The organism is Roseateles oligotrophus (genome assembly GCF_014204525.1).
In the GTDB taxonomy this organism is placed as follows: domain Bacteria; phylum Pseudomonadota; class Gammaproteobacteria; order Burkholderiales; family Burkholderiaceae_C; genus Paucibacter_A; species Paucibacter_A oligotrophus_A.
The window spans coordinates 122,694-149,565 of the sequence record NZ_JACHLP010000010.1; the positions used below are offsets into that span (position 1 = coordinate 122,694).

Sequence of the window (26,872 nt, forward strand, 5' to 3'; positions counted from 1 at the left end):
ATGCGTTTGAACAGAATCGGTTTCTCTGCCCTGGCCGCGGCCACCTTGCTGGCCATGGCGGGCACGGCCCAGGCCGCCGGCCCGGTCGATGTGGACAGTCCCGACCCCGCCAAGCCCGTGCGTTTCGCCCCCAGCCGCCCGGCGGCCGTGGAGATGAACTGGACCCCGCTAGGCCTGCCCAATGGCGCCAAGATCGCCATGCTGGGCGGCAGCTATCTGATGGCAGTGGACGAGGACTGGGGCTTCGGCCCCAGCGTCTACGGCTCGGCCAAGGGCGGCTATGGCGGCATCTTCACCGTCGGCCTGACGGCGCAGCGGCGCTGGCGCGTGGGCCAGCACACCCATCTGGCGGCCGGGCTTTATGCCGGCGCGGGCGGGGGGCTGAGCTCGGATCAGATCCGCTTCGGCGGCGGCCTGATGTTGCGGCCCGAGCTGTCCATCCGCACCGAGATGGGCGACTGGTATGCCGGTCTGGGCGTGGCCATGATCCGCTTCCCCAGCGGCAATGTCAGCGACACCAGCTACAGCCTGACCCTGGGCCGGGCCACCAGTTTCGCCAGCTTCTCGCCCAGCGATGCCGGCCGCCGCGGCCGCGCGGGTGCGCGCACCGGCCTGGGTTTTGACGAGATCATGCTTTACGGCGGCGTCGTCAAGCCGAGCAGCTCCACCGTCAACCGCAGCGGCGTGCCCAGCGGCAAGCGCATGGGCGCGGCCGGTGCCGATGTGCGTCAGTACATCGCAGACGGCAGCTGGTGGGGCGTGGAAGCCGCCGGGGCCGCCCAGGGCGGGGCCGATGGCTATATGGAGATCCTGGCCAATGCCGGCCAGGACTGGGGTCTGGGCACGCCCAATCTGCGTCTGGGTGGTCAGTTAGGCCTGGGCCTGGCCGGTGGCGGCAATGTGGACACCGGCAGCGGCTGGTTGTGGCGCGCCGGGCCGACGCTGCGCTGGGTCACGCCCTGGGGGCCGGCCCTGCGCCTGGAGGGCGGCTGGACGCAGGCCGTGCGCGGCCATTTCTCCGGCAGCTTTGTGCGCGTGGGCCTGGCCATGCCTTTGGACATCACCCCCTCCACCTCGGCGGCCTGGAGCGGCTTGGATGTGGACGAGGGTGTGGTGCGCGTCAGCCAGATCTTCGCCAGCCTGCAATACCTGCCGGACGTGAAGTTCAAGGACGGCAGCAGCGAGGCCATCACCCAGTACAACATGGTGATGACGCGTGAACTCGCGCCGCACTGGTATGGCGTGGCCCAGGCGGGCAGCGCGGCTGTCGGCCGGGCGGGGGCCTATTCCATCGGCCTGTTCGGCCTGGGCGCGCAGTCCTCGCCCCTCAAGCTGGGCGGCTCCGGCCAGCTGCGCTTCGGTGCCGAGGCCTTGGTGGGCGCGGCCGGCGGTGGCGGCGTGGTGGTGGGCGGCGGTGCCGTCGGCCAGGGCGAGCTGTGGGGCCAGTGGGAGGGCGAGCGCCTGCGCCTGCGCGCCGGCCTGGGCCAGTGGCGCAGCCTGCGCCACCCCGAGCAGCAGAGCAGCGGCCTGCTCAATCTCTCCATCGGCTATGCCTACGGCACCTTGGCTCGTTAATCATTCAAACAAGCAGTACCTATGAAAAAAATAGTCATACGCGCGGGCAAGGAACGCTCGCTGCAACGCCGCCACCCCTGGGTCTTCGAGGGTTCGGTGCAGCGCGGCGGGGCCGATGCCGGCGAGACCGTGCGGGTGGAATCGGCCGCCGGGGAGTTTCTCTGCTGGGGTGCTTTCAGCCCTAACTCCAATATCCGTGTGCGGGCCTGGAGTTTTGACGAGGCCCAGCGCATCGACGCCGCCTTTTTCGAGCAGCGCCTGCGGCGCGCCATCGCCATGCGCCAGCGCCTGCCGATCGCCTCCGACGCCCTGCGCCTGATTCACGGTGAGGCCGACGGCCTGCCCGGCCTGATCGTCGACCGCTACGGCGACACCTTGGTGGCGCAATTCCTGTCCGCCGGTGTGGAGCGCTGGAAGACCGTGCTGTGCGCCCAGCTGCTGGCCGCCACCGGCCTCGCGCGCTTGTACGAGCGCTCCGACGCCCAGGTGCGCGAGCTGGAGGGCCTGCCTCAGCAGACCGGCTGGTTGCAGGGCGAGGGCGCGACCGAGATCGTGATCAAGGAACATGAATGGCGACTCAGCCTGGACGTGGCCGAGGGCCACAAGACCGGCTACTACCTGGATCAGCGCGACAACCGCAAGAAGTTTGCCGACGCGGTGCGCCAGTACGGCAGCCAGCGCGTGCTGAACTGCTTCAGCTACACGGGTGGTTTCTCGGTGGCGGCCCTGGCCGGCGGCGCCAGCGAGGTGATCAGCGTGGACTCCTCGGCGCCCGCGCTGGCGCGTGCCCAGGCCCATGTGGCCTTGAACGGTTTTGAGGCCGCTCGCCACCGCAGCCTGGATGCCGATGTGAACGCCACGCTGCGCAACTTCCTGAAGGAAGGCCGGCAGTTCGATGCCATCGTGCTGGACCCGCCCAAGTTCGCGCCCACCGTCGCGCACGCCGAGCGGGCGGCGCGCGCCTATAAGGACATCAACCGCCTGGGCCTGCGCCTGCTGGCGCCGGGCGGCCTGCTGTTCACCTTCTCCTGCTCGGGCGGCATCAGCCCCGACCTCTTCCACAAGATCGTCGCGGGTGCGGGCATGGACGCCGAGGTGGACGGTTATGTGCTGGACCGCGTGGGCGCCAGCCCCGATCATCCGCAGACCATCAACTTCCCCGAGGGCGAGTACCTGAAGGGCTTGCTGATCCTCAAGGCCTAGCCGCCTGCCGCCCTCGGCCGGGCTGGCTCACCGATTGAGCTATCGGGCGAGGGGGCGGAATTTTTACATGGATTGGTAACGAGGCGTGTCAACGGATTCCCTTAAGGGAAATTGCTTCCCGGACATGAGGGGTGGCCCGGTCCGGCGGACTGAGACATATTCACGGGCTCGATGAAATTTGCCTCAGGAAACCCTCGCGTCAGACTCGCAAGTCCGATAGACGAGGCCGGGGCGGCGTCGGTGAATCCACTGTGCAAACAAACTGAGGGAGTGTTGGATGATTTCGAAATTCAAGCTGTTGAGCCTGGTGGCCGCGATGTCCGCATTGGCCGCGACCGGTGTTGCGCATGCCAAGGCCGATCTGGATCCGCTGACTGGCAATACCAGCGACGTTTCTAACTGGCGTTTCGCGCCCGGCCAAAGCTTTGGCGGTGTTGCCGGTGCTCTGGATGGCGTGGCCCGTCTGAGCTTCACCACCAGCGCCGGTGCCAATTACGCTTGCTCGGGCTCGCTGCTGGCCGGCGGCCAGTACGTGCTGACGGCCGCGCATTGCGCTGATGACTTCAGCCGCATGACGGTCGATTTCGGCTGGTACAACGGTACGGCGCAAGTCACCCGCAATGTCGCCGTGGGCAATGCCGTCATTCACAGCGGCTGGAACGGCACGCTGGACACCGGCGCCGACATCGCCATCCTGAAGCTGGACACGGCCGTGACCTCGATCAAGGGTTACAAGCTCAGCACCACCGTGGACGTGGGCAAGGAATACCTGATGGCCGGCTACGGCACGACCAGCGTGGGTAGCGCGGACACGCCGACCAACTGGAATGACTGGGCCTACGGCCACTACGCTTACAACGTCTTTGACGTGGACAGCAAGACCTTCAACAAGGCCATTGGTGACGCGATCCCGGGTTGGTACGACGAGGCTAACTACAAGCACGGTCTGACCTATATGTCGGACTTCGACAATCCCAATGGCGCGGCGAACAACAACACCCTGCAACGCCTGGCCGATGAGTCGGGCGCCACGACATGGAGCAGCAATAACGGCCTGGGCAATCGCGAAGGCCTGATCGCCGGCGGCGACTCCGGTGGCGGCGACTTCGTTCTGGTCAATGGCGAGTGGCTGCTGAGCGGCGTGCATTCTTGGGGCTGGCAAGCTTGCGCCACGTTTGGCCTGCCGAACTGCGACGTCAGCACCGAGAACGGCTCCAGCTACGGCGACCTGTCGGGCTCGACCGCGGTCTACTCGCACCTGGGTTTCATCAACTCGGTGACGGCTGTTCCCGAGCCGCAAACCTATGCCTTGATGGCGCTGGGTCTGTTCGCCGTGGGTGCCGTGGCACGCCGCCGCAAGGCCTGAATAGGGTCAGCTGAAAATTGAAAACAGGGCGGCCTTGGCCGCCCTTTTTCTTGGGCAGACGCCTGCGCCCATGGCGCCCCTCCGCCGGTCGGGCTAATGGGTTACACAAAGGGTGTGTGGCGCGAAGCAAGGTATTCCCTTAAGGGGTCTTACCTCCCCAAGGACGAGGGGTATGGGCCTTTAGTTGGCTGTGACATATTCACGCATCGGTGCCGGGGTTTGCCTTGCATTTTGCTGTCCGCACGAGGGGGAGCGATTCATGGGCAAAGCATCGATGCATGCACAGTGCTTTTTAAGCGAGGACGTCTTCTCATGAAATCTAACTTCAAGCTTTTGGGTCTGGTGGTTGCGATCTCGCTGGCAGGCGCGGCGCAGGCGCAAAGCCAGCTCAATCCGACGACGGGCAATACCAGCGCACCTTCCAACTGGCGTTTTGCGCCCGGCCAGGTGTTTGATGGCGTGGTCGGTGCCCTGGATGGCGTGGCTCGCCTGACCTTCACCACATCGGCCGGCACCTATGGCTGCTCCGGCTCCTTGCTGGCCGGCGGCCAGTATGTATTGACGGCCGGTCATTGCGCCGATGCCTTTAGCTCCATGACCGTGGAGTTCGGCGCTTTTGGTGGCGCCGCATTGCAGACCCGCACGGTGGCGACTTCCGATGTGATCTTGCATCCCCTGTGGCGGGGCTTCAGCAATTCGGCCGACGCGGGTTCCGATCTGGCGCTCTTGAAGTTGAGTGCGCCCGTCACGACGATCCAGGGCTATAAGCTCAGCACCACCAACGATGTGGGCAAGCAGTTTCTGATGGCCGGTTACGGGACCAGCGGGACGGCAACCTCGAGCGGCGGCCCGAACTGGAACGACGGCGCCTATGGCCACTATGGCTACAACACCGTCGACGTCGATAGCAAGACCTTCAACCGGGTGGTCAACGACTATGTCGCTGGCTGGGGCTATGACGCGAACTACTACACCGGCACGACCTATATGTCGGACTTCGACAGTGGTGCTGCGGCCAACAACACCTTGGGCCGTATCGCCGGGGCAACCGGCAACCAATGGGCCAGCGGCACCGGCCTGGGCACGAAGGAAGCGCTCATCGCCGGGGGCGATTCGGGCGGCGGCGACTTTGTCTTGGTCGACGGTGAGTACCGGCTCAGCGCCGTCCACTCCTGGGGCTGGCAGGGCAATGCCGCGAATGGCCAGGGTGCTTGCGACTTCTTGGGTTTGACGGGCTGCGACAACAGGATCAATAACAGCTCCAGCTATGGCGATTTGTCTGGCTCGACGGCTGTTTTCGACCAGGTGGCCTGGATCAACCGCGTGACCGCCGTGCCCGAACCCCAGACCTATGCCTTGATGGCACTGGGCCTGTTTGCCGTGGGCGCTGTGGCCCGCCGCCGCAAGGCCTGATGTAAGGCTTGGCGAGGCCTGGCAAAAATGGCGACCCTTGGGTCGCCATTTTTTCGTCCGTGATCAAGCCTTGGTCTTGAGTCCGTCCAGGTTCACGGCCGGTTCGAACTTGGCGCGGTGCACGCTGAAGAAGGCTTTGACATTGCGCACATTGGCGTCCTGGGTGAACAGGCGCTGCACCAAGGCGTGATAGGCCGGCATGTCTGGCACCTGCAGGATCAGCACAAAGTCCGGCCCCGGCGATACCCGGTAGCACTGCTGGACGGCGGCCTCGGCCAGGCATCTGGCCTCGAAGGCGGCCAGATGTTCGGCGCCTTGGCAGTCCAGGGTGATCTCGGCAATGGCGCTCAGGCTGGGGCCTAGCTTCTCGGGCGCCAGCAGGGCGAAGCGGCGCTCGATCACGCCGCTCTCCACCAGGCGCTTGACCCGGCGCAAGCAGGTGGCCGGCGACACATGGGCGGCGGCGGCCAGGTCCTGGTTGGACAGGGAGGCGTCGCGCTGCAACTGCTCAAGAATGCGCAGATCGGCGCTGTCAAAATTCACGGCAATGCTTGAATCATTCATATTTTGATTGTTCGTGAAATTATTCGTCTTGAAAGATGTGTTGCGATGAATTATTTCAAATGACATGAAATTTTGAAAGCATTAGTTCTGCTCTCCTGCCTACCATGCCAGGCATTCCAGTCCTTTACGAGAGAAATCAAGCATGTGTGGAATCGTCGGTGCCGTCAGCCAGCGCAATATCGTTCCTATCCTCATCGAAGGGCTCAAGCGCCTGGAGTACCGTGGTTATGACTCCTGCGGCGTGGCCGTGCATCAGGATGGCGGCCTCAAGCGCGCGCGCAGCACCTCGCGCGTGGCCGAGCTGACGGGCCTGGCGGCCGAGGACGGCATCGCCTCCGGCACCGGCATCGCCCACACCCGCTGGGCCACCCACGGCGCGCCGGCCGTGCACAACGCCCACCCGCATTTCTCGCAAGGCCCTAACGCTGCGGCCGATGGTGTCGGCCGCATTGCTCTGGTCCACAACGGCATCATCGAGAACCACGACGAACTGCGCGCCGAACTCAAGGCCAAGGGCTATCAATTCAGCAGCCAGACCGATACCGAAGTCATCGCCCACTTGGTCGACCACCTCTACAACGGCGACCTGCTGGAGGCCGTGCAGCAAGCCCTGCCGCGCCTCAAGGGCGCCTACGCCGTGGCCGTGTTCTGCCGCGACGAGCCGCACCGCGTGGTGGCCGCCCGCGAGGGCTCGCCCCTGGTGCTGGGTGTGGGCATGGATGCCGCCCAGGGCGAGCATTTCGTGGCCTCCGACGCCATGGCCCTGGCTGGCGTGACCGACCAGATCGTCTACCTGGAAGAGGGCGATGTGGTGGACCTGCAGCTGGGCCGTTACTGGATCAGCCATCTGCAGGCTGGCGCCGGTCGTTATGAAGCGGTGCAGCGCCCCGTGCGCACGGTACATGCCCACAGCGGCGCCGCTGAATTGGGCCCTTACCGCCATTACATGCAGAAGGAAATCTTCGAGCAGCCCGTGGCCATCGCCAACACGCTGGAAGGCGTGGTGGGCATCACGCCCGAGCTGTTTGGTGACGGCGCCTACCGCATCTTCAAGGAAGTGGATTCGGTGCTGATCCTGGCCTGCGGCACCAGTTATTACTCGGGCTCCACCGCCAAGTACTGGCTGGAGTCCATCGCCAAGATCCCCACCAGCGTGGAAATCGCCAGCGAATACCGCTACCGCGACAGCGTTCCCAATCCGCGCACCCTGGTCGTTACCATCAGCCAGAGCGGCGAAACGGCCGACACCCTGGCCGCCCTCAAGCACGCCCGCAGCCTGGGCATGAAGCACACGCTGACCGTCTGCAATGTGGCCACCAGCGCCATGGTGCGCGAATGCGAGCTGGCCTATATCACCCGCGCCGGCGCCGAAATCGGCGTGGCCTCCACCAAGGCCTTCACCACCCAGTTGGTCGGCCTGTTCATGCTCACCCTGGCCCTGGCGCAAACGCGCGGCCAGCTCAGCGAGGCGCAGGAAGCCGAACACCTCAAGGCCTTGCGCCACCTGCCCGTGGCCGTGCAAGCCGTGCTGGCGCTGGAGCCCCAGGTGATTGCCTGGAGCGAGGAGTTTGCCCGCAAGGAGAATGCGTTATTCCTGGGCCGCGGCCTGCACTACCCCATCGCCCTGGAAGGTGCTTTGAAGCTCAAGGAGATCAGCTACATCCACGCCGAGGCCTACCCCGCCGGCGAGCTGAAGCACGGCCCCCTGGCCTTGGTGACGGCCGAGATGCCCGTGGTCACCGTGGCCCCCAACGACACCTTGCTGGAAAAGCTCAAGAGCAATATGCAAGAAGTGCGCGCCCGCGGCGGCCAGCTCTACGTCTTTGCCGACGGCGACACGCAAATCGAAAGCGAACCCGGCCTGCACGTGATCCGCATGCCCGAGCACTACGGCTCCCTGAGCCCCATCCTGCACACCATCCCGCTGCAGCTGCTGGCCTATCACACCGCTTGCGCGCGGGGGACGGATGTGGACAAACCGCGCAATCTGGCGAAGTCGGTCACGGTGGAGTGAGCGACTTGGGCGGGCAGCGCGCCGCCAAAGGCGGCTCAGCTTGCTGGGTTTGGGGCGGAACTCATGCGCGCCAGGCGCGCGTGAGTGGAGACCACAAGCCGCGCAGTCTGGCATGCAGGCAAGGCGCGAACCGCAGCCGGGTTTGACCCCGGCGAGGATTTGCAACGCCGCATGCGCCCTGGCTGGGCACAATCCTTCGGGATGGCTCGCCCCGCAGTGTTAACAGGCCTTAGTCCAGACTCAATCCCGTACGACCTGGCAGGGCGCCGCCTGCCAAACCCTGGCAGGCGGCGCGAGCTTGGGCTCAAGGCGTCGGCGTCTCGGCCGGCTGGGCCAACTCCTGCGGCGGAATGCGTCCGAAGCGGCCGCTGCGGAAGTCGTCGATGGCCTGCTCGATCTGCTCGGCGCTGTTCATCACAAAGGGGCCGTGGCCGACGATGGGTTCGTCGATGGGCGCGCCGCTGAGCAGCAGTACCGTCGCGCTGTTATTGGCCTCCAGCTGCAGCCGCTGGCCGCCGCGGTCGAGCAGGGCCATGCTGGCTTCACGGGCGAGGTGCTGGTCATTGACCATGACCGTGCCGCGCAGCACCACGAGGGCCACATTGCGCCCCTCGGGCAGCTCCAGCTCGATGGCCTTGCCGGCGTCCAGCCGCAGGTCCCACATATCGATGGGCGTGAAGGTCTGCGCCGGGCCCAGATGGCCCAGATAGTCCCCCGCGATCACGCGCAGCGAGCCCGCCTCCTGGCCGGCCGCATCGCGCACCGGGACCACCGGGATCTGCTGGCTCGTCAGCGTCTGGTAGCGCGGTGCCGTCATCTTGTCCTTGGCGGGCAGGTTGACCCACAGCTGCACCATCTCCAGGGTGCCGCCCTGCCGGGCGAAGTCGCGCGAATGGAACTCCTCGTGCAGGATGCCGCTGCCGGCCGTCATCCATTGCACATCGCCCGGGCCGATGCGGCCGCCCGCGCCGGTGGAGTCGCGATGCTCGACCTCGCCCTGGTAGACGACGGTCACGGTCTCGAAGCCGCGGTGCGGATGCTCGCCCACACCCCGCTGATGCGTCGAGTCCGCCGGGAAAACCGTCGGACCGGCATGGTCCAGCAGCAGGAAGGGGCTGGCATGGCTGCCCAGGGTGTTGTACGAGAACAGGCTGCGCACCGGAAAACCATCGCCCACCCAATGCTGCTTGTTGTTGCCATAGATGCCGAGAACCTTCTTCATTGCACGCTCCTTGTTGGGGTGGAACTCATGGCTTCCACCGTGAGATGAATGTAGGTTCTGGTCAGAATGGCCGCTAGTCCCCAAAATCGAGTCACATCGTTCTGCCAGCAGGACAATGACAAGCAGCATGCAAGACCTCAACGATCTGATGTATTTCGCCCATGTGGTCGACCACGCCGGTTTTGCGCCGGCCGCACGCGCGCTGGGCCTGCCCAAATCCAAGCTCAGCCGCCGCATCGCCCTGCTTGAGGAGAGGTTGGGCGTGCGCTTGATCCAGCGTTCGACCCGCCGGTTCTCGGTCACCGAGGTCGGCACCCGCTACTACCGCCATTGCAAGGCCATGCTGGTCGAAGCCCAGGCGGCGCAGGAGGCGGTCGAGCAGGTCGCTGGCGAGATGCGTGGCTTGGTCAGGATGAGCTGCCCCATCGCCTTGCTGCACGCCCGCGTGGCGGCCATGGTGGTGGAGTTCATGGCCTTGAATCCCAAGGTCGAGGTGCAGCTCAGGGGGATCAACCAGCCCGTCGATCTGGTCGCCGAGGGCTATGACATTGCGATCCGTGCCCGCACGCCGCCGCTGGAGGACAGCAGCCTGGTCATGCGGGAGCTGGCGCAGCGCGACTGGATCCTGGTCGCCAGCCCGGACTTCTGCCAACAGCATCCTTTGCCCCTGCTGCCGGCCAATTTGAGCGGCCTGCCCAGCCTGGGGGACAAGCTCAGCGAGCGCGAGCATGTCTGGCATCTGGTCGGCCCGGGCGCGACGACGGCCAGCATCGCTCACACGCCTCGGCTGCTGACCGACGATCTGTATTCGCTGCGCGCTGCCGCCGTTGCGGGGCTGGGCGTGGTGCAGCTGCCCGCCATGATTTTGAGCGAGGAGTTGCGCCGCGGGCAGCTGCTCCAGCTGCTGCCGGACTGGTGTTCCAAAGGCGCCGTCGTCCATGCGGTGTTTCCATCGCGGCGTGGTCTGCTGCCGGCCGTGCGGGGCTTGATCGATTTTCTGGCGCTGAAGTTCCAGGAGCTGGATGAGGCGTAGGCGAGAGCGCCGCCGGGGCATTCACCCGTTTGCGTCGAAGGATGCGACGACTTCGACCAGCTGTTGCCTGACCCAGGCATGGGCCGGGTCGCCGTGGCGGCGTTCATGCCAGATCATGGTCGGTGCCAGGGGCGCGATTGCCAATGGCAGCTCCTGCTGCACCAGCGGCAGCCTTTGCGCCAGCCGGCGCGCCAGACGGCCCGGCAAGGTGAGGACCATGTCGCTGTCCGCCGCCAGCATCGCCGCCGTCAGAAAGTGCGGCACGCGCGCCACCACCTGGCGGCTGAGCCCCTGTGCCGAGAGGGCAAGGTCGACCGCGCTTTCGCCCACGCCGGAAATGGTCACGGCAAGATGGCGCAGACCTGTGTAGCGTTCCAGGCTGAGGAGGCCATCCGCCAGGCAGGGGTGACCGGTTCTCAGCACGCACACCAGCTTGTCGGTGTAGAGGCGGCGCTGGTGCAGGCTGCCGGGCAGTGTCTCGAAAATGCCCAGCGCCAGATCGGCCTCCCCCTGCTCGATGAGCCGCACATTGTCACCGGCCGCTGGCGCGATATGCAGGCTGAGCGCGGGCGCATGGCGCTCGAAGCGGCTGAGCAGGCCCGCAAGAACCAACAGGCTCAGATGATCGTGGGCGGCGATGGTGATCCGGCCGCTGGCCAAGGCGGGATCGAAGGTCGCAGGTGAGAGCAGCTTGCGGGCATCGTCCAGCAGCTTGGCCACCGGCCCTGCCAGCGCTTCGGCGCGTGGCGTCAATTCCAGCCCCAGCTTGCCGCGGACGAGCAGGCGATCATCCAGCATCGTGCGAAGCCGACCCAGTGCGCGGCTGGCGGCCGGTTGGCTCAAACCCAGGCGCAGGCCTGCTTGGGTAACGCTTCGCTCGCGGGCAAGGGCGTCGAACAGCTTCAACAGGTTGAGGTCGATCGATGGCAAATCCACTTGGTGCATTCTTGCTATAACTCCCATGTCATTGATGCATGCGGGGCAATGATGCACGCTTCGGGCTCATTTGAACCGGAGACTTTTATGACTGCATCCGCCTCTCTTCCCTATGTTGTGTTCGGCGTGAGCGGCCGTACCGGCGCTGCCGCCGCCGATGCCTTGTTGCGTGCCGGCTGCCCCGTGCGCGTCGTGGTGCGCGATCCCGCCAAAGGCCGGCCCTGGGCCGAACGCGGCGCCGAGTTGGCCGTGGCCGATCTGACGGACTTTGCCTCGGTGACCAAGGCGCTCCGCCGGGCCCGGGCAGCCTACCTGCTCAGCCCGCCGCACTACCAGCGGGAAGATCTGTTCGAGCGGGCCGGCGTGGTCGCTGATGTCGCGGCGCGGGCCGCGCTCGCGGCGGATGTGCCCCGGCTGGTGGCCCTGTCATCGGTGGGCGCCGACCGTGCCAGCGGAACGGGTTGGATCAGGATGAACCGCCTGTTCGAGCAGCGCCTGGCCGAAACCGGCCTGCCCACCGTCTTCTTGCGTGCGGCCTATTTCATGGAGAACTGGCTGCCTATGGTCGGGCAGGCCGTGCGCAGCGGCGTGCTGCCCACGTTTCTGGCACCGCCGCAGCGTGCGCTGCCGATGGTGGCCGCTGTGGATGTTGGCAGCGCCGCGGCCCTGTTGCTGCAAGAGGACAGGGCGGGGTCTGGCGTCGTCGCGCTCACGGGGCCCAAGGACTATGCGCCGCGCGATGTCGCCGCCCTTGTTGCGGCCGCGCTTCAGCAGCCTGTGGAGTTGGCCGTCCTGCCGGAAGCGGCCTGGCCCGAGGCGCTGGCGGACGCTCAATTCTCACGGGCTGCATTGGCCGGCTTCACCGAGATGACCCGTGGCCTCAATAGCTCGCACATCGACATCAAGAGCGACCCCGCCGCGCTCGAATGGGCGGGCAGGACGCCGCTGGAGCGGGTCATCGCTGAACTGGTGCAGCGTCAGCAAGAAGCCGTGGTCTGAAGCAAGGGCCTCAGCCCCGACCCGCGCGGCCTACCCAGCGGCTAGCGCTGCCTTTCTGCTGGCCCGCCGCCGTCCTCTGGGTGAGCGAGATAAGGCCCGTTGCCACTGTGCTCGGCCTTGGAGGCGGGCACAAAGCTGCCGCTCTTGACGTCGAAGACATGGACCTCGCCGGCCTCGATCACATAGTGCCAGCCGTGCAGCGAGATCTCGCCGCGCTCCACCCGGGCGCGCACCATGGGGTAGTCCATCAAGCGCTCCAGCTGCAGCACGACGGAGCGCTCCTCGGTGCGCCGCAAGGCCTCGCTGCTGAGCTGCACCGGCAGGGCGGCCTCGCGGCCCAGCTCCAGCCAGGCGCGCAGATTGGGCGCCTCCTCGGGCTGCTCATCGTAGAGGGCGCGGATGCCGCCGCAGTGGCTGTGGCCGCAGACGATGATGTGCTCCACCTTGAGCGTCAGCACCGCGTACTCGATGGCGGCCGCCGTGCCGTGCAAGCCGACCCAGTGCGGCTCGCGCTCTTGCCCATGGCCGCCGGCTTCCGGCTTTTTATTGAGCATGCCGTCATAAGGCGGCACAAAAGCGCCGACATTGCGCACCAGAAAAAGATCGCCCGGCCCGGCGCCGGTCAGCAGATAAGGCACCAGGCGGGAGTCCGAGCAGCCGATGAAGAGCGTGCTGGGCCGTTGCCCCTGTTCCACCAGGTCTTTGAAGCGGGCCTGGTACTGCGGGAAGTAGTCGGTGTTGAAGCGGCGCAGCCGGCTCAGGAATTCGTCATCGGGCACGGGCGCACTCCGGTTTATTGCAATAGCGGTGAGTCGGCGCCTTCGAGCTGCAGGCCTTCGATCATGGCCGCGCCGACCAGCAGATTGAGGTATTGGCGCAGGGCCGTTACATAGGCTTGCTGGCCCAAGGTCTGCGCGATGGCGGCGCGCACCGCCTCGAAGGGCTGGGCCTGGCCGGGCTGGCGTTGCTGCACCCGCACGATGTGAAAGCCGAAGCGGGTGCTGATCAGGCGCGGCAGCACGCCGATATGGGCGTTGGCCTCGTCCTGCGCGAACAGGGCGGCGGCAAACTCGGGCGCGCAATCGGCCCGCGTGAGCCAGCCCAGCTGGCCGCCCTGGGCACCGCTGGGGCAGTTGGAGAACTCGGCCGCGGCCTGGGCGAAAGCCGCCTCGTCGCCACAGCGCAGGCTGACCAGCAGGCCCTCGGCGCGCTGGCGCAGGGCGGCGATGTCCAGTCCCTCGGTGACGGCGAACAGGATGTGCTGGGCCTGCACCCGCTCGCCCTGGGCGTAGCGTGCCGCGTGGGCCTGGTAGTGGCGCAGGCAGGCGGCCTTGTCGGCCTGCGGGATCTGGATCTCGCGCTCCAGCAATTGCTCGATGGCCTGGGAGGCCGCCTCGCTGAGCACGCCGTCCAGCGCGGGCAGATCGCCCACGGCCAGCAGGCCGGCGCGCTGCGCCGCCTGGCGCAGCAGCTCGCTGTAGGCGCGCTGGCGCAGGCTCTCGATGCCCAGCACTTCGTCCGGTCCGTGCAGCGGCACGCCGTTGATTTGGGCGCTTATCTTGGCGGGAGCCGCGGCCTGGCTCTGGCAGCCGCAGCCGCCCTGCTTGCCGCCACCGCAGCCGCTTTGTTCTTGCGTCATGTCAAGGCTCCGGTTCAGCGTTGTTGGGGGGCGCGCTCATGGCCGGGCGGCAGGCCCAGGCGGCGGCTGCGCACCAGCTGGTAGGGGCGGACCAGATAGGCCAGGGTGCCGAAGCCGCTCCACACATGGACCAGGCGGGTGAAGGGGAAGACGAGGAACAAGCTCATGCCCAGAAACATATGCAGCTTGAAGACCCAGGAGGCCTCGGCCAGCAGCTCCACCGCGCCGCCGCGGAAGGTGACGATGCGCTGCGCCCATTCGGCCAGCAACATCATCATGCCGCCGTCCAGATGCTGGGCCGACAGCGGGATGGTGGCCAGGCCCAGGGCCAGCTGAATCCACAGCAGCAGCAGCAGGGCGATGTCACTGAACTTGCTGTTACGGCGGATGCGCTCGTCCGTCAGGCGGCGGTGCAGCAGCAGGCTGACGCCGACAAAGCCGGCCAGGCCGGCGATGCCGCCCGAGACCATGGCCATCAGCTGCTTGTTGCCGGCGCTGATGAAGGGCTCGTAGACGAAGTGCGGCGTCAACATGCCCACCGTGTGGCCGAAGAACAGGAAGAGCACACCGACGTGGAAGAGATTGCTGCCCCAGCGCAGCGTGCCGCGGCGCAGCAGCTGGGAGGAGTCGCTCTTCCAGCTGTACTGGTCGCGGTCATAGCGCAAGAGGCTGCCGAGCAGGAAGACCGTGAGGCAGAGATAGGGGTAGATGCCGAACAGGGCGTAGTCCAGTGAGCTCATGGCTGCACTCCTTGTGCGCTGCGTTGTGCGCTGCTGTTTTTGACGATGTGGATGGGTTGGGCCTCGCCGGGCTTGGCCTGGCCGCGCGAGCTGCAGCCCTCGAAGGCGGCGGGCTCCTGCCAGCTTTCATCCAGCGGCGGCTCGGGCGTGATGGGCACGGCGCGCGGCTTCTCGCCCGCCAGCTCCAGCACGGCGCCGATGGCGGCCGCATAGGGGTTGGCCTGCTTGATCAGGCCGCTGTGGATGGCGTTGAGGATGTGAGCCATCTCGGCCAGAAAGGCCCGCGCCGTCGCCGGCGGCTGGGTGGAGGCGAACTCCAGCACCACGGGCAGGTAGTCGGGCAACTCAGCGGCGTCGAAGAACATGCCGCCGGCCTTGTAGGTGGCGGCCAGGTCGATCAGGGCCGGACCGCGCTCGCGCGAGTCGCCATGCACATGCTCGAACAGATGCAGGCTGGTGGCGCGGCCGCGGTCGAAGCTGTCCACATAGAGGGCCTGCACGGCCAGGCCGTCGCCCGCGCCCAGGCGGGCCAGCAAGGCCTCCAGCTCGGCCATGCGGGCGGGGCTGAGGGCCTGCTCCTGGCGCAGGGCAGCCAGCAGCTCGGGCAGGGCGGCGCGCAAGTCCTGGCTGGGGTAGTCCAGCAAATGGCCCAGCACGCGGCAAGACAGGGCGAAGGGTTTTAATGCTTGCTTGCTCATATCGTTGCCTTGATCGGAATGGTGCGCCGCTTGTCGCCGCCGAATAGGCTGACATTCGTCTCGCCCTCGGAGCAACCGTTGCCGAAGCTGAAGCCGCAGCCGCCGCGCAGGTCGTAGGCGTTCTCGGCGTACTCGCGGTGCGTGCTGGGGATGACGAAGCGGTCCTCGTAATTGGCGATGGCCATCACCTGGTACATATCCTCGACGGTGTCTTTCTGCAGGCCGACCTGGGCCAGCACCTGGCTGTTCTCGACCCCGTCCACATGCTTGCTGCGCTGGTAGGCGCGCATGGCCAGCATGCGTTCCAGCGCCCGCTCGACCGGCGGCACATCGCCGGCGGTGAGCAGATTGGCCAGGTATTGCACGGGGATGCGCAGCTGCTTGACGTCGGGGATCTGGCCCATGCTGCTGATCTGGCCGGCATTGGCGGCCGCGCTGATGGGCGAGAGCGGCGGCACATACCAGACCATGGGCAGGGTGCGGTACTCGGGGTGCAGGGGCAGGGCCACTTTCCAGTCCACCGCCATCTTGTAGACGGGGCTTTTGCGGGCGGCTTCCAGCCAGGCCTCGGGGATGCCGTCGGCACGCGCCTGGGCGATCACGGCCGGGTCATGCGGGTCCAGGAAGAGGTCCAGCTGGGCCTGGTACAAGTCCTTGTCATTGGGCGTGGCGGCGGCGGCCTGGATGCGGTCGGCGTCGTACAGCAGCACGCCCAGGTAACGGATACGGCCGACGCAAGTCTCCGAGCAGACGGTGGGTTGGCCGGCCTCGATGCGGGGGTAGCAGAAGATGCACTTCTCGGCCTTGCCGCTCTGCCAGTTGTAATAGATCTTCTTGTAGGGGCAACCCGAGACGCACATGCGCCAGCCGCGGCATTTGTCCTGGTCGATCAGGACGATGCCGTCTTCCTCGCGCTTGTAGATCGAGCCCGAGGGGCAGCTGGCCACGCAGGCCGGGTTCAGGCAGTGCTCGCACAGCCTGGGCAGATACATCATGAAGGTGTTCTCGAACTGGCCGTAGATGTCCTTCTGCACGTTCTCGAAGTTGATGTCCTTGCTGCGCTTGGCGAACTCGCCGCCCAGGATTTCTTCCCAGTTGGGGCCCCACTCGATCTTCTGCATGCGCTGGCCGGTGATCAGGCTGCGCGGGCGCGCGGTCGGCGCGGCCTTGGACTTGGGCGCCGACTGCAGATGGTCGTAGTCGTAGGTGAAGGGCTCGTAGTAGTCGTCGATCTGGGGCAGATTGGGGTTGGCGAAGATGCGCATCAGCAACTTCCACTTGCCACCCTGGCGCGGCTCTATCTTGCCGTTGGACTGGCGCTGCCAGCCGCCGTTCCAGCGTTCCTGGTTCTCCCATTCCTTGGGGTAGCCGATGCCGGGTTTGCTCTCCACATTGTTGAACCAGGCGTATTCCATGCCGGGGCGGCTGGTCCAGACGTTTTTGCAGGTGACCGAACAGGTGTGGCAGCCTATGCACTTGTCCAGGTTCAGCACCATGCCGATTTGGGCGCGGATTTTCATGCGTGTTCTCCTTCGACGGCGGGCTCATCGTCCAGCCAGTCGATCTTGGCCATCTTGCGCACCAGCACGAATTCATCGCGGTTGGTGCCAATCGTTCCGTAGTAGTTGAAGCCGTAGCTCAGCTGCGCGTAGCCGCCGATCATGTGGGTGGGCTTGGTGACGATGCGGGTCACCGAGTTGTGGATGCCGCCGCGCGTGCCGGTGATCTCCGATCCCGGCGTGTTGATGATCTTCTCCTGCGAGTGATACATCATCACCATGCCGTTCTTGACCCGCTGGCTGACCACCGCGCGGGCCGCGATGGCGCCATTGCTGTTGAACAGCTCGACCCAGTCGTTGTCCACAATGCCGGCGCTGCGGGCGTCGTCCTCGCTGATCCAGATCACCGAGCCGCCGCGATTCAGCGTCAGCATCAGCAGGTTGTCGCTGTACGTGCTGTGAATGCCCCATTTCTGGTGCGGGGTGATGAAGTTGAGCGCGATCTCCTTGTGCCCATTGGGCTTGACGCCCTGCACCTCGCCCAGGGTCTTCAGGTCCACCGGCGGGCGGTAGCTGCTGAAGCCCTCGCCGAAGGCCTGCATCCAGGGGTGATCCTGGTAGAACTGCTGGCGGCCCGTCAGCGTGCGCCATGGGATCAGTTCATGCACATTGGTGTAGCCGGCGTTGTAGCTGACTTTCTCGCTCTCCAGGCCCGACCAGGTGGGGCTGGAGATGATTTTGCGCGGCTGGGCCTGGATGTCGCGGAAGCGGATCTTCTCGTCCTCGCGGTGCAGGGCCAGGTGGGCGTGCTCGCGGCCGGTCTGCTTGCTCAAGGCCTCCCAGGCCTTGACGGCCACATGGCCGTTGGTCTCGGGGGCCAGCGAGAGCACGACCTCGGTGGCGTCGATATCGCTCTCGATCTTTGGCATGCCTTGCGTGACGCCGGGCTCGCGCACCAGACCATTCAGCTCACCCAATTGCTCGACCTCGGTCTGGGTGTTCCAGGCGATGCCCTTGCCACCGTTGCCGACCTTGTTCATCAAGGGGCCCAGGGCCGTGAAGCGCTTGTAGAGATTGGGGTAGTCGCGCTCCACCACGGCCAGCTGGGGCGCGGTCTTGCCGGGGATCAGCTCGCACTCGCCCTTCTTCCATTCCGACACGCCAAAGGGCTGGGCCAGCTCGGCCGGGCTGTCGTGCATCAGCGGCGTCAGCACCAGCTCCTTCTCCACGCCCAGATGGCCGACGCAGAGTTCGCTGAAGGCCTTGGCAAAGCCCTTGTAAATCTCCCAGTCGCTCTTGGCCTGCCAGGCCGGGTCCACCGCCGTGGACAGCGGGTGGATGAAGGGGTGCATGTCCGAGGTGTTGAGGTCGTTCTTCTCGTACCAGGTGGCGGTGGGCAGCACGATGTCGGAGTACAGACAGGTCGTGCTCATGCGGAAGTCCAGCGTGACCAGCAGGTCCAGCTTGCCCTCCGGCGCCTTGGCATGCCATTCCACTTCCTGCGGCTTGGCATCGTCCTGACCTAAGTCCTTGCCCTGCACGCCATTGCTGGTGCCCAGCAAATGCTTCAGGAAGTACTCATGGCCCTTGCCCGAGGAACCGAGGATGTTGGAGCGCCAGACAAACATATTGCGCGGCCAGTTGGCCTCGTGGTCGGGGTCCTCGCAGCTCATGCGCAGCGTGCCGTCCTTCAGGCCTTTGACGGCGTAGTCCTTGGCGTCCATGCCGGCGGCCTGGGCGTCCTTGACGATCTGGATGGGGTTGAGCTGCATCTGCGGCGCGCTGGGCAACCAGCCCATGCGTTCGGCGCGCACGTTGTAGTCGATCAGGCTGCCGCCGAACTGGGCCTTGTCGGCCAGGGGCGAGAGCACTTCGCTGACGTCCAGCTTCTCGTAGCGCCACTGGTCGGTGTGGGCGTAGAAGAAGCTGGTGCTGTTCATCTGGCGTGGCGGGCGTATCCAGTCCAGCGCAAAGGCCAGGGCCGTCCAGCCGGTCTGCGGGCGCAGCTTTTCCTGGCCCACGTAATGGGCCCAGCCGCCGCCGCTCTGGCCTATGCAGCCGCACATCATCAGCATATTGATGATGCCGCGGTAATTCATATCGCAGTGGTACCAGTGGTTCATGGCCGCGCCGATGATGACCATGGACTTGCCATGCGTCTTGTCGGCCGTGTCGGCGAACTCGCGCGCCACCTGGGCGATCTGGGCTTGGGGCACGCCGGTGATGCTCTCCGCCCAGGCGGGCGTGTAGGCCTTGTTGTCGGCATAGCTCTTGGCGCAGTCGTCGCCCAGGCCGCGGTCGATGCCGTACTGGGCCACTTGCAGGTCAAACACGGTGGCGACCAGGGCCTCTTCCGCGTCCTCATGCTTGCCCAGCTTGAGGCGCGTCACGGGCACCTTGCGGCTCAGCACGTCTTGCTGCTTGTTGGCGGTGAACTGGGGCGACTCCACGCCGCCGAAGTAGGGGAAGCCGACCTCGGCAAGCTCATGCACTTGCTCACCGTCTTCCAGCACCGAGAGCTTGAGCTTGACCTGGCCGTCGTGCTGGGCCTCCTTGTCCTCCAGATTCCATTTGCCCAGGTCGGGCCGCTCGGCCGCGCCCCAGCGGAAGCCGATGGAGCCATTGGGCAGCACCACCTTGCCGCTGCTGTCGAAGGCCAGGGTCTTCCACTCGGGGTTGTTGTCCTGGCCCAGCTTGCCGCCGAAGTCGCTGGCGCGCAGATAGCGGTCGGGCACCAGCAGCTCGCGGCCATCGGCCGTGGTCTGGCGCTTCATCTTCACCAGCAGGGGCAGGTCGGTGTAGCGGCGGGCGTAATTGTCAAAATAGGCTGACCGCTTGTCGAAGTAGAACTCCTTCAGGATCACATGGCCCATGGCCATGGCGATGGCGGCGTCGGTGCCCTGCTTGGGGTGCAGCCAGATGTCGGCCAGCTTGGAGATCTCGGCATAGTCCGGCGTGATGGCCACCGTCTTGGCGCCCTTGTAGCGCACCTCGGTGAAGAAGTGGGCATCCGGCGTGCGCGTCTGCGGCACGTTGGAGCCCCAGGCGATGATGTAGTTCGAGTTGTACCAGTCGGCGCTCTCGGGCACATCGGTCTGCTCGCCCCAGATCTGCGGGCTGGCCGGGGGCAGGTCGCAGTACCAGTCGTAAAAGCTCATGCAGACGCCACCCATCAGGCTGAGGTAGCGGCTGCCGGCGGCATAACTGATCATGCTCATGGCCGGGATGGGCGAGAAGCCGATCACGCGGTCCGGCCCATGCTTTTTGACCGTGTAGATATTGGCGCTGGCGATGATCTCGTTGACCTCGTCCCAGCTGGAACGCACAAAGCCGCCCAGGCCGCGGTCCTGCTGCCATTCACGCCGCTGCTCCTGGTTGTCGACCAGATTGGCCCAGGCATCGACCGGGCTCTTGGCCACCATGCGCGCGGCCCGCCAGTGCTTCAGCAGGGAGCCGCGCACCATCGGGTATTTGACCCGGTTGGCGCTGTACAGATACCAGGAGTAACTGGCACCCCGAGCGCAGCCACGCGGCTCGTGGTTGGGCAGGTCGGGGCGGGTGCGGGGGTAGTCGGTCTGCTGGGTTTCCCAGGTGACGATGCCGCCCTTGACGTAGATCTTCCACGAGCAGGAGCCCGTGCAGTTGACGCCATGGGTGCTGCGCACGATCTTGTCGTGGGCCCAGCGGTCGCGGTAGGCGTCCTCCCAGGTCCGGTCCTCGGCCGTGGTACGGCCGTGGCCGTCGGCAAAGTCCTGCTTGGGGGCGCTGAAGTAGTTCAGACGATCGAGAAAATGGCTCATGGTGCGTTCCTCAGGGGTTCTTGACGTAGGCCTTGGCGCGCAGGTAGAACCACCAGTTCAAAACCAGGCACAGGGCGTAGAAGACGGCGAAGCCGTAGAAAGCGTATTGCGGGGTGCCGGCCTTGATCTGCTGGCCGATCAGCACGGGGGCGATGAAGGCGCCGTAGGCGGCCACGGCCGAGGTCCAGCCCAGCACGGGGCCGGCCTGGGCACGGTCGAAGATGAAGCCGACGCTGCGGAAGGTCGAGCCGTTGCCGATGCCGCTGGCGGCGAAGAGCAGCACGAACAAGCCCATGAAGGTGCCAAAGTACTGCTCGGGCGTGGCCGACTGGTAGGCCAGCATCATTACGTAGCCGACGGCGGCCGAGGCGAACACCATCACCACCGAGATCAGCTGGGTGACGATGGAGCCGCCCACCTTGTCCGAGATCCAGCCGCCCAGGGGGCGGATGGCGGCGCCCACAAACGGGCCTATCCAGGCATAGGTCAGGGCGGAAGGCGCGTTAGGGTTCTTCAGCGTGTGCTGCATCACGCCGGCGGCGTCGGGGATGTGCTGGAAGCCGAAGATCACCGTGATGGCCAGGGGCAGGGCCATGGAGAAGCCGATGAAGCTGCCGAAGGTGACGACGTAGAGCGCCGTCATGGCCCAGGTGTGCTTGTTGCGGAAGATCTCGAACTGCTTGGCCACGTTCTCCTTCATGGTGCCGAAGGCGGCCAGCTTCATCACCGTCAGCGTGGCGATGATGTCCAGCGGGATGGCCACCCACATATTCAGCAGGCCCAGGCCGGTGGGTGCCGGCAGGTAGAGGTAGAGCATGGCGATCGAGGGGACGAAGGCCAGCGAGTACAGATAGGTGATCTTGGCGAAGGCGACGGCCGGGTTGCCGGTGGCGGGCGAGACCGTCTTCAGATTGTTCATGCCCCACCAGCACAGCAGGGCCAGCGGGATCAGGGACAGCAGCCAGGCGAAGCCGGCGTTCTGGATATAGGTGGGGGTGCCGGCGGCGATCTTGCCGAAGATCCAGCCGCTGTCCTTGACCAGCACCTTGGCCTCGCCGCCCAAGGCGCCGAACAGGCTGACCGTCATCACCAGCGGGATGACGATCTGCATGGTGGTAACGCCGAAATTGCCCAGGCCGGCGTTCAGACCCAGGGCCGTTCCCTGCAGCTTCTTGGGAAAGAAGGTCGAGATATTCGACATGCTCGACGCGAAATTGCCGCCACCCACGCCCGACCACAGGGCCAGCAGCTGGAAGGCCCACAGCGGCCACTCGGGATGCTGCAGCGCGATGCCCGTGCCCAGGGCCGGGGCCAGCAGCATGGCCGTGGTCAGGAAGATGGTGTTGCGGCCACCGGCCAGGCGGATCAGGAAGGAGGCCGGGATGCGCATCGTGGCACCCGAGATGCCGGCGATGGCGGTCAGCGTGAACAGCTCTTCCTTCGTGAAGGGAAAGCCCAGGTTCAGCATCTGCACGGTGATGATGCCCCACATGCCCCAGACGGCGAAGCCGCAGAGCAGGGCCGGGATGGAGATCCAGAGATTGCGGTAAGCGATCTTCTTGCCGGTGGCGGCCCAGAATTTTTCGTCTTCCGGGCGCCAGTCCTCAAGGTCGTGGCTTGGACTTGTTTGATTGCTCATGGGGAGTTCCTTGGCTGGCGTTCAGCGGCGTTCAGCGGGAGAAGGATTGGGAGACCGAGACCTGCCGGCTCATCACATCGGTCTTGCGCACCTCGGTCCAGTACATCCAGATCAGCGAGACCCAGACCACGCCGTAGAGCAGCATGAAGGCGCTGGAGCGCACGCCGGTGAGGTCCATCAGCAGGCCGAACAAGATGGGCAGGATGAAGCCGCCCAGACCGCCGGCCAGGCCGACGATGCCGCTGATGGCGCCGATGTTCTGGCCGTAGTCGTCGCTGATGTATTTGAAGACGCTGGCCTTGCCGAAGGCCCAGGCAATGCCCAGCGCAAACATCAGGGCGGTGAAGGCGTAGACATTGAGGCCGATGTGGAAGGTCTTGTCGCCGTTCACGGTCTGGATGGTGAAGCTGGTCTGCGGGTAGGAGAGCAGGAACAGGCAGATCCAGCTCACCCACATCACCCACCAGGTGACGGCATGCGCCCCGTATTTGTCGCTCATCCAGCCGCCGATGGCGCGCAGCACGCCGCCGGGCAGGGAGAAGCAGGCGGCCAGCAGGGCGGCGACGCGGATGTCCAGGCCGTACTCGCCGACGTAGTACTGCACCATCCACAGGCTCAGCGCCACATAGCCGCCGAACACGATGCTGTAGTACTGGCAGTACTTGAGCACCTTGGGGTCCTTCAGCGCCTTCAGCTGGCTGGTGAAGCTGGCCTTGCTGGCCACGAGGTGGCTGTCATCCGAGTGGCTGAAGAACCAGAACAGGATGGCCGTGCCCAGCAGCACGGCCGCGTAGACATGGGGCACCATGGTCCAGCCGAAGGCGACGACCAGGGCGGGGGCGATGAATTTATTGACCGCCGCGCCCGAGTTGCCGGCGCCGAACACGCCCATGGCAAAGCCCTGGCGGTTCTTGGGGAACCAGCGCGCCACATAGGGCGTGCCGACCGAGAAGCTGCCGCCGGCCAGGCCGACGAACATGCCTATCACCAGGAAGTGCCAGTAGGCGCTGGCATAACTCATCAGCCAGATGGGCAGCACGCAGGCCATCATCAGGGTGAAGAAGACGATGCGGCCGCCGAACTTATCGGTCCAGATGCCCAGCGGCACGCGGATCAGCGAACCGGTCAGCACCGGCATGGCGGTGAGCAGGCCGAACTCGGTGGCGTTGAGGCCAAGCTGCTTCTTGATCGGGATGCCGATGACGCCGAACATCATCCAGACCATGAAGCAGACGGTGAAGGCCAGGGTGCTAACGACCAGAACCGAGATGGCCCGGCCCTGGCCCGAGGGACTTGTTGACATGGGGGTGCTCCTTTGCATGAGCACCACTGTCCGGCTTCTGGCCTGGCTTGCACATCCTTCCAGGCGGCTCTGCCCGGCAGGCATTGGAACTAGGCCGCCACAGCCCCCATCGTCCGGAAGAACTATATTGGGCGGGGCTTGATGCAGCGCAAGTTGCGGGTTTGGGTTTTCGGGTCAGATGGAGGGCAAGATCGCTTGGCGCTGAGCTGAGCTGAGCTGAGGCGCAGAGCGCCGTCAGGGCTTGGCCTTGTTCGACGGCCCAGCCGGGAGTTCGCCCCGGCAGGCGACCTACTTTTTTGCTTCGCCAAAAAAGTAGGCAAAAAAGGCGACCCGAATGCCTGGCCCCTGCGGGGTCCGCTGCGGCGCTTGGCTTTGGCGGGCCGCGCCCAACTCTCTCCGCTACGCTCCGTTCAAACAAGGGGCGCGAGTCAGTTCACGATGGCGCTTTGCGCCGCCCGCCAAAGCCAAGCGCCGCAGCCCAGGCAAAACGGGACATGCGAAAACCACACGGCTCGCTGCGCGTCGCCTCGATAACGCCCCAGCTACGCTGTAGGCGCTTGGGCGAACTCCCGGCTGGGCCTTGGAAAAGGGTGCAGCAGCTTATACAAGAGCTAAGCACCCAGGGCGTTCTCACTCCCCCACACCGCCGCCTGCACCCGCGAGCTGACGCCGAGTTTGCGCAGGATGTGCTGGACGTGGATCTTCACCGTGGTCTCGGCGATGTTCAGCTTGCGGGCGATTTCCTTGTTGCTGGCGCCGCGGGTGAGTTCGCGCAGGATCTCCTGCTCGCGTGGCGACAGCGGCACGGTTTCGGCCCGGCCTTCGTCCGGCCCGCTGCTCGGCGCCGTGCTGCCGGGGCCGCTCTTGCGCAAGGCATTGAGCAGCTTGTGCGTCATCTCGGGGCTGACCACCGACTCACCCTGCATGGTGCGTATCAGGGCAGCAGCCAGGTCCTCGCCGTCCGCCGTTTTGAGCAGATAGCCCTGGGCGCCGTTGCGCAAGGCATCGCTGAGGTCTTGCTCGTCCTCGCTGACGGTGAGCATCAGCACCCGCGTGGCGGGCACGCTTTGGCGCAACTCGGGCAGCAGGTCCACGCCGCGCATGCCGGGCATATGGTTGTCCAGCAGGATCAGGTCGGGCCGCAAGGCCTGGGCGGCGCGCAAGGCCTCGCTGGCATCGGCCGCCTCGCCCACCACGTCCACGCCCGCCTCCTGGCTCAGCAAGGCGATCAGGCCGCGACGGAACAGGGTGTGGTCATCGACGACCAGGACGGTGATGGGTTTCATGTCTGGGTGCTGGGCTGGGGCGCGGGTGGCGCCGGGGCTCGGGTGCTGGTGAAGACGCTTTGCACGGGCAGGCTCAGGCGCACGCGGGTGCCGCCCTCGGGCGGGCTGTCGATGCTGAGCTGGGCGCCGATGCGCTGGGCCCGCTCGCGCATGATCTGCAGGCCCACATGGGTGTGGCTGTCGTCGGGCGGGCGGGGCTGGAAGCCGCGGCCGTTGTCCTGCACCTCGAAGCTCCAGCGCGGCAATTGCTCGACGCGCAGCGAGACATGGTCGGCCTGGGCATGCTTGCGCACATTGGACAAGGCTTCCTGGACGATGTGCAGCACCTGGATCTGGTGATCGGGCGGCAGCGGCAGGCCGTCGCCCTGCAGGCTGAGATGGGTGCTCAGGCCGCTCTGGCGTTCGAACTTGGCCAGGGTGTTGCGCAAGGCGTGTTCGATGTCCTCGTGGCCGGGCCGGGTGCGGAAATGCACCAGCAGCTCGCGCACATTGGCATAACACTCTTTCACACCGGCATCGATTTCGTCCACCACGCGTTCGATCTGCTCGGGCCGGTTCTTGGCCATGGCGCCGCGCAGCAGCTGCACCTGGATCTTCAGAAAGGCCAGCACCTGGGCGATGGAGTCGTGCAGCTCCTGGGCCAGCAGATTGCGCTCCTCCGACACCGCCATCTCGCGGTCGCGCGAGACCAGGCGCAGATTGTCCACCTGCACGCCGAACTGGCCCACCAGGGCGTCGAGCAGCACGCTCTCCGACTCATTCAAGCGGCGCTCGGAGTAGAAGAACAGCTCCACCTCGCCGACCAGGCGCGGGCCCGCCCGCATGGGGATGGAGATGGCGGTCTGGAAGCCCGCCAGCTCGCAATGGCCAAGCTTGGGCGCGGGCAGGGTCTGGATGGCGATCACCCGCGGGTTGCCCGGTGTGGGCGTCAGCGCCGGGGCGCCGCATGCACATTCGCCCTTGCGCAGGCAGCGCTCGGCGTCGATCATGGCTTGCGGCAGGCAGGCCTGGCCCAGCAGCAGCAGGCGTTCGCCGTCCTCGGCGGCCAGGCGCACGGCGCTGGCGTCGGCACGGGCGATGCGGGCCAGCTTGTGCGCAAAGGAGTGCGCCAGCGTCTCCAGGGTCTGATCGGCCTGGCCCGACATCTGGGCTACGTCGTACAAGGCCTCCAGGCGCTCGTTTTGCTGGGCCAGATGGGCCGTCTTCTCCCTGACCTTGCCCTCCAGACCGGCATAAGCCTGTTGCAAGGCCGTGGCCATCTGGTTGAAGCCCATGGCCAGGCTGGTGAACTCTTCCACCGAGGCCTCTTCGTCCACCCGCACCGCCAGATTGCCGCCCGCCATCTGGCCCAGGCCATCGCGCAGGCGCTGCAGGGGTTGGACGATCCAGACAAAAGTGCCCGAGACAAACACCACCGAGGCGGCCACCACCAGCACCACCAGGCCGAAGCAAAGCCCGCCCAGGATGGCGGTGCGGGCGGCGATGGTCTGCTCGATGGCGCCGACCAACTCGTCCACCGTGGCCACAAAGGCGTCGGCCTGGCTGCGCAGCTCCCTGCTGTCGCTGCTGCCCAGCAGGCTGGCGCGGAATTTGGGCCACTGCGCTTCGATCCGGGCCAGGCCTTCGCGGCATTCGGCCGTGTCGGGCACGAACAAAGGCCTTTGCGCGTCGCCCTTGTGCAAGCGCTCCACCATGGCCTCGAAGCTGCCCACGTCCCGCAGCAGCTCCGGCACTCGCCCCTCGGTCTGCGAAAGCGTCATGCGGTAGCTGAGCATGCGCATGCGGCCGGCCTCGTTGATCGCACCGGCGCCGCCCTCTAACTGCCAGGACACCCAGAGGGTGAAGGCGATGGAGGCCAGGGCCACCAGCAGAAAGCTGGTCTGGATCAGGGCCAGTTTGCCGACCAGGCTGCGCACACGATGAAACATGGGCTCACCTTAGTG

19 protein-coding genes and 2 pseudogenes are annotated in these 26,872 nt (G+C 65.9%); 8 read left to right on the forward strand and 13 right to left on the reverse strand.

Annotation, left to right across the window (positions count from 1 at the left end):
- From HNP55_RS20750 to HNP55_RS20765, 5 genes and pseudogenes are all read left to right on the forward strand, one after another.
- Positions 1-1,575, forward strand: coding sequence for a hypothetical protein (locus HNP55_RS20750; RefSeq protein WP_184303782.1), 1,575 nt, complete (start codon positions 1-3; stop codon positions 1,573-1,575).
- A 21-nt stretch (positions 1,576-1,596) separates the two neighbouring features.
- Positions 1,597-2,778 (forward strand): class I SAM-dependent rRNA methyltransferase, encoded by a 1,182-nt coding sequence (locus HNP55_RS20755; protein ID WP_184303784.1) that lies wholly within the window; start codon positions 1,597-1,599, stop codon positions 2,776-2,778.
- 316 nt (positions 2,779-3,094) lie between these two features.
- Positions 3,095-3,571 (forward strand): annotated as a pseudogene (locus HNP55_RS24890) (trypsin-like serine protease); the annotation flags it as partial.
- A 477-nt stretch (positions 3,572-4,048) separates the two neighbouring features.
- Positions 4,049-4,144 (forward strand): annotated as a pseudogene (locus HNP55_RS24895) (PEP-CTERM sorting domain-containing protein); the annotation flags it as partial.
- A 312-nt stretch (positions 4,145-4,456) separates the two neighbouring features.
- Positions 4,457-5,557: a trypsin-like serine protease gene (locus HNP55_RS20765; RefSeq protein WP_184303788.1), complete on the forward strand. Its 1,101-nt coding sequence runs from the start codon at positions 4,457-4,459 to the stop codon at positions 5,555-5,557.
- Positions 5,558-5,620: 63 nt separating this feature from the next.
- Here HNP55_RS20765 and HNP55_RS20770 read toward each other — a convergent pair whose 3' ends face one another.
- On the reverse strand, positions 5,621-6,100 hold the full coding sequence (locus tag HNP55_RS20770; protein WP_409993763.1) for an Lrp/AsnC family transcriptional regulator: 480 nt from the start codon (positions 6,098-6,100) through the stop codon (positions 5,621-5,623).
- A gap of 163 nt (positions 6,101-6,263) precedes the next feature.
- Here HNP55_RS20770 and glmS point away from each other — a divergent pair, with 163 nt between their 5' ends.
- Positions 6,264-8,135, forward strand: a complete 1,872-nt coding sequence (gene glmS, locus HNP55_RS20775) for a glutamine--fructose-6-phosphate transaminase (isomerizing) (protein ID WP_184303791.1) — start codon at positions 6,264-6,266, stop codon at positions 8,133-8,135.
- 304 nt (positions 8,136-8,439) lie between these two features.
- Here glmS and HNP55_RS20780 read toward each other — a convergent pair whose 3' ends face one another.
- Positions 8,440-9,357, reverse strand: a complete 918-nt coding sequence (locus HNP55_RS20780) for a pirin family protein (protein WP_184303793.1) — start codon at positions 9,355-9,357, stop codon at positions 8,440-8,442.
- 127 nt (positions 9,358-9,484) lie between these two features.
- Between HNP55_RS20780 and HNP55_RS20785 the strand changes: the two genes are divergently transcribed.
- Complete coding sequence (locus HNP55_RS20785; protein ID WP_184303795.1) at positions 9,485-10,390, forward strand: LysR substrate-binding domain-containing protein; 906 nt, start codon at positions 9,485-9,487, stop codon at positions 10,388-10,390.
- Positions 10,391-10,411: 21 nt separating this feature from the next.
- Here the strand turns inward: HNP55_RS20785 and HNP55_RS20790 are convergent, their stop codons facing one another.
- The gene (locus tag HNP55_RS20790; protein WP_184303797.1) at positions 10,412-11,335 is read right to left on the reverse strand and encodes a LysR family transcriptional regulator; all 924 of its coding nucleotides are present in this window, start codon (positions 11,333-11,335) and stop codon (positions 10,412-10,414) included.
- Positions 11,336-11,413: 78 nt separating this feature from the next.
- Between HNP55_RS20790 and HNP55_RS20795 the strand changes: the two genes are divergently transcribed.
- Positions 11,414-12,325 carry an NmrA family NAD(P)-binding protein gene (locus HNP55_RS20795; RefSeq protein WP_184303799.1) on the forward strand — a complete coding sequence of 304 codons (912 nt, stop codon included), beginning with the start codon at positions 11,414-11,416 and terminating at the stop codon, positions 12,323-12,325.
- A gap of 41 nt (positions 12,326-12,366) precedes the next feature.
- Here the strand turns inward: HNP55_RS20795 and HNP55_RS20800 are convergent, their stop codons facing one another.
- The 10 genes from HNP55_RS20800 to HNP55_RS20845 form a co-directional block, all read right to left on the reverse strand.
- The gene (locus HNP55_RS20800; protein ID WP_184303801.1) at positions 12,367-13,104 is read right to left on the reverse strand and encodes a carbonic anhydrase; all 738 of its coding nucleotides are present in this window, start codon (positions 13,102-13,104) and stop codon (positions 12,367-12,369) included.
- Positions 13,105-13,118: 14 nt separating this feature from the next.
- Positions 13,119-13,964 carry a peptidylprolyl isomerase gene (locus HNP55_RS20805; RefSeq protein ID WP_184303803.1) on the reverse strand — a complete coding sequence of 282 codons (846 nt, stop codon included), beginning with the start codon at positions 13,962-13,964 and terminating at the stop codon, positions 13,119-13,121.
- A gap of 14 nt (positions 13,965-13,978) precedes the next feature.
- Positions 13,979-14,704: a respiratory nitrate reductase subunit gamma gene (gene narI, locus HNP55_RS20810; protein ID WP_184303805.1), complete on the reverse strand. Its 726-nt coding sequence runs from the start codon at positions 14,702-14,704 to the stop codon at positions 13,979-13,981.
- Positions 14,701-15,402: a nitrate reductase molybdenum cofactor assembly chaperone gene (gene narJ, locus HNP55_RS20815; protein WP_184303807.1), complete on the reverse strand. Its 702-nt coding sequence runs from the start codon at positions 15,400-15,402 to the stop codon at positions 14,701-14,703. The genes narI and narJ overlap by 4 nt, the downstream gene beginning before the upstream one ends.
- Positions 15,399-16,922, reverse strand: a complete 1,524-nt coding sequence (gene narH, locus HNP55_RS20820) for a nitrate reductase subunit beta (RefSeq protein ID WP_184303809.1) — start codon at positions 16,920-16,922, stop codon at positions 15,399-15,401. The genes narJ and narH overlap by 4 nt, the downstream gene beginning before the upstream one ends.
- Positions 16,919-20,701 carry a nitrate reductase subunit alpha gene (locus HNP55_RS20825; protein WP_184303812.1) on the reverse strand — a complete coding sequence of 1,261 codons (3,783 nt, stop codon included), beginning with the start codon at positions 20,699-20,701 and terminating at the stop codon, positions 16,919-16,921. The genes narH and HNP55_RS20825 overlap by 4 nt, the downstream gene beginning before the upstream one ends.
- Before the next feature lie 10 nt (positions 20,702-20,711).
- The gene (locus HNP55_RS24715; protein ID WP_184303814.1) at positions 20,712-22,340 is read right to left on the reverse strand and encodes an MFS transporter; all 1,629 of its coding nucleotides are present in this window, start codon (positions 22,338-22,340) and stop codon (positions 20,712-20,714) included.
- Positions 22,341-22,371: 31 nt separating this feature from the next.
- Positions 22,372-23,643 carry an MFS transporter gene (locus HNP55_RS24720; RefSeq protein ID WP_184303816.1) on the reverse strand — a complete coding sequence of 424 codons (1,272 nt, stop codon included), beginning with the start codon at positions 23,641-23,643 and terminating at the stop codon, positions 22,372-22,374.
- Positions 23,644-24,254: 611 nt separating this feature from the next.
- On the reverse strand, positions 24,255-24,929 hold the full coding sequence (locus HNP55_RS20840) for a response regulator (protein ID WP_184303818.1): 675 nt from the start codon (positions 24,927-24,929) through the stop codon (positions 24,255-24,257).
- Positions 24,926-26,857: a type IV pili methyl-accepting chemotaxis transducer N-terminal domain-containing protein gene (locus tag HNP55_RS20845; RefSeq protein ID WP_184303820.1), complete on the reverse strand. Its 1,932-nt coding sequence runs from the start codon at positions 26,855-26,857 to the stop codon at positions 24,926-24,928. The genes HNP55_RS20840 and HNP55_RS20845 overlap by 4 nt, the downstream gene beginning before the upstream one ends.
- Positions 26,858-26,872 lie beyond the last annotated feature (15 nt).

Coding starts and splice junctions, on each gene's coding strand:
- HNP55_RS20840 (WP_184303818.1), bottom strand. CDS start 24,929: ATGAAACCCATCACCGTCCTGGTCGTCGATGACCACACCCTGTTCCGT.
- narI (WP_184303805.1), bottom strand. CDS start 14,704: ATGAGCTCACTGGACTACGCCCTGTTCGGCATCTACCCCTATCTCTGC.
- HNP55_RS20780 (WP_184303793.1), bottom strand. CDS start 9,357: ATGAAGAAGGTTCTCGGCATCTATGGCAACAACAAGCAGCATTGGGTG.
- HNP55_RS20785 (WP_184303795.1), top strand. CDS start 9,485: ATGCAAGACCTCAACGATCTGATGTATTTCGCCCATGTGGTCGACCAC.
- HNP55_RS24715 (WP_184303814.1), bottom strand. CDS start 22,340: ATGAGCAATCAAACAAGTCCAAGCCACGACCTTGAGGACTGGCGCCCG.
- HNP55_RS20845 (WP_184303820.1), bottom strand. CDS start 26,857: ATGTTTCATCGTGTGCGCAGCCTGGTCGGCAAACTGGCCCTGATCCAG.
- HNP55_RS20790 (WP_184303797.1), bottom strand. CDS start 11,335: ATGCACCAAGTGGATTTGCCATCGATCGACCTCAACCTGTTGAAGCTG.
- HNP55_RS20795 (WP_184303799.1), top strand. CDS start 11,414: ATGACTGCATCCGCCTCTCTTCCCTATGTTGTGTTCGGCGTGAGCGGC.
- narH (WP_184303809.1), bottom strand. CDS start 16,922: ATGAAAATCCGCGCCCAAATCGGCATGGTGCTGAACCTGGACAAGTGC.
- HNP55_RS20765 (WP_184303788.1), top strand. CDS start 4,457: ATGAAATCTAACTTCAAGCTTTTGGGTCTGGTGGTTGCGATCTCGCTG.
- HNP55_RS20825 (WP_184303812.1), bottom strand. CDS start 20,701: ATGAGCCATTTTCTCGATCGTCTGAACTACTTCAGCGCCCCCAAGCAG.
- glmS (WP_184303791.1), top strand. CDS start 6,264: ATGTGTGGAATCGTCGGTGCCGTCAGCCAGCGCAATATCGTTCCTATC.
- HNP55_RS24720 (WP_184303816.1), bottom strand. CDS start 23,643: ATGTCAACAAGTCCCTCGGGCCAGGGCCGGGCCATCTCGGTTCTGGTC.
- HNP55_RS20805 (WP_184303803.1), bottom strand. CDS start 13,964: ATGACGCAAGAACAAAGCGGCTGCGGTGGCGGCAAGCAGGGCGGCTGC.
- narJ (WP_184303807.1), bottom strand. CDS start 15,402: ATGAGCAAGCAAGCATTAAAACCCTTCGCCCTGTCTTGCCGCGTGCTG.
- HNP55_RS20750 (WP_184303782.1), top strand. CDS start 1: ATGCGTTTGAACAGAATCGGTTTCTCTGCCCTGGCCGCGGCCACCTTG.
- HNP55_RS20755 (WP_184303784.1), top strand. CDS start 1,597: ATGAAAAAAATAGTCATACGCGCGGGCAAGGAACGCTCGCTGCAACGC.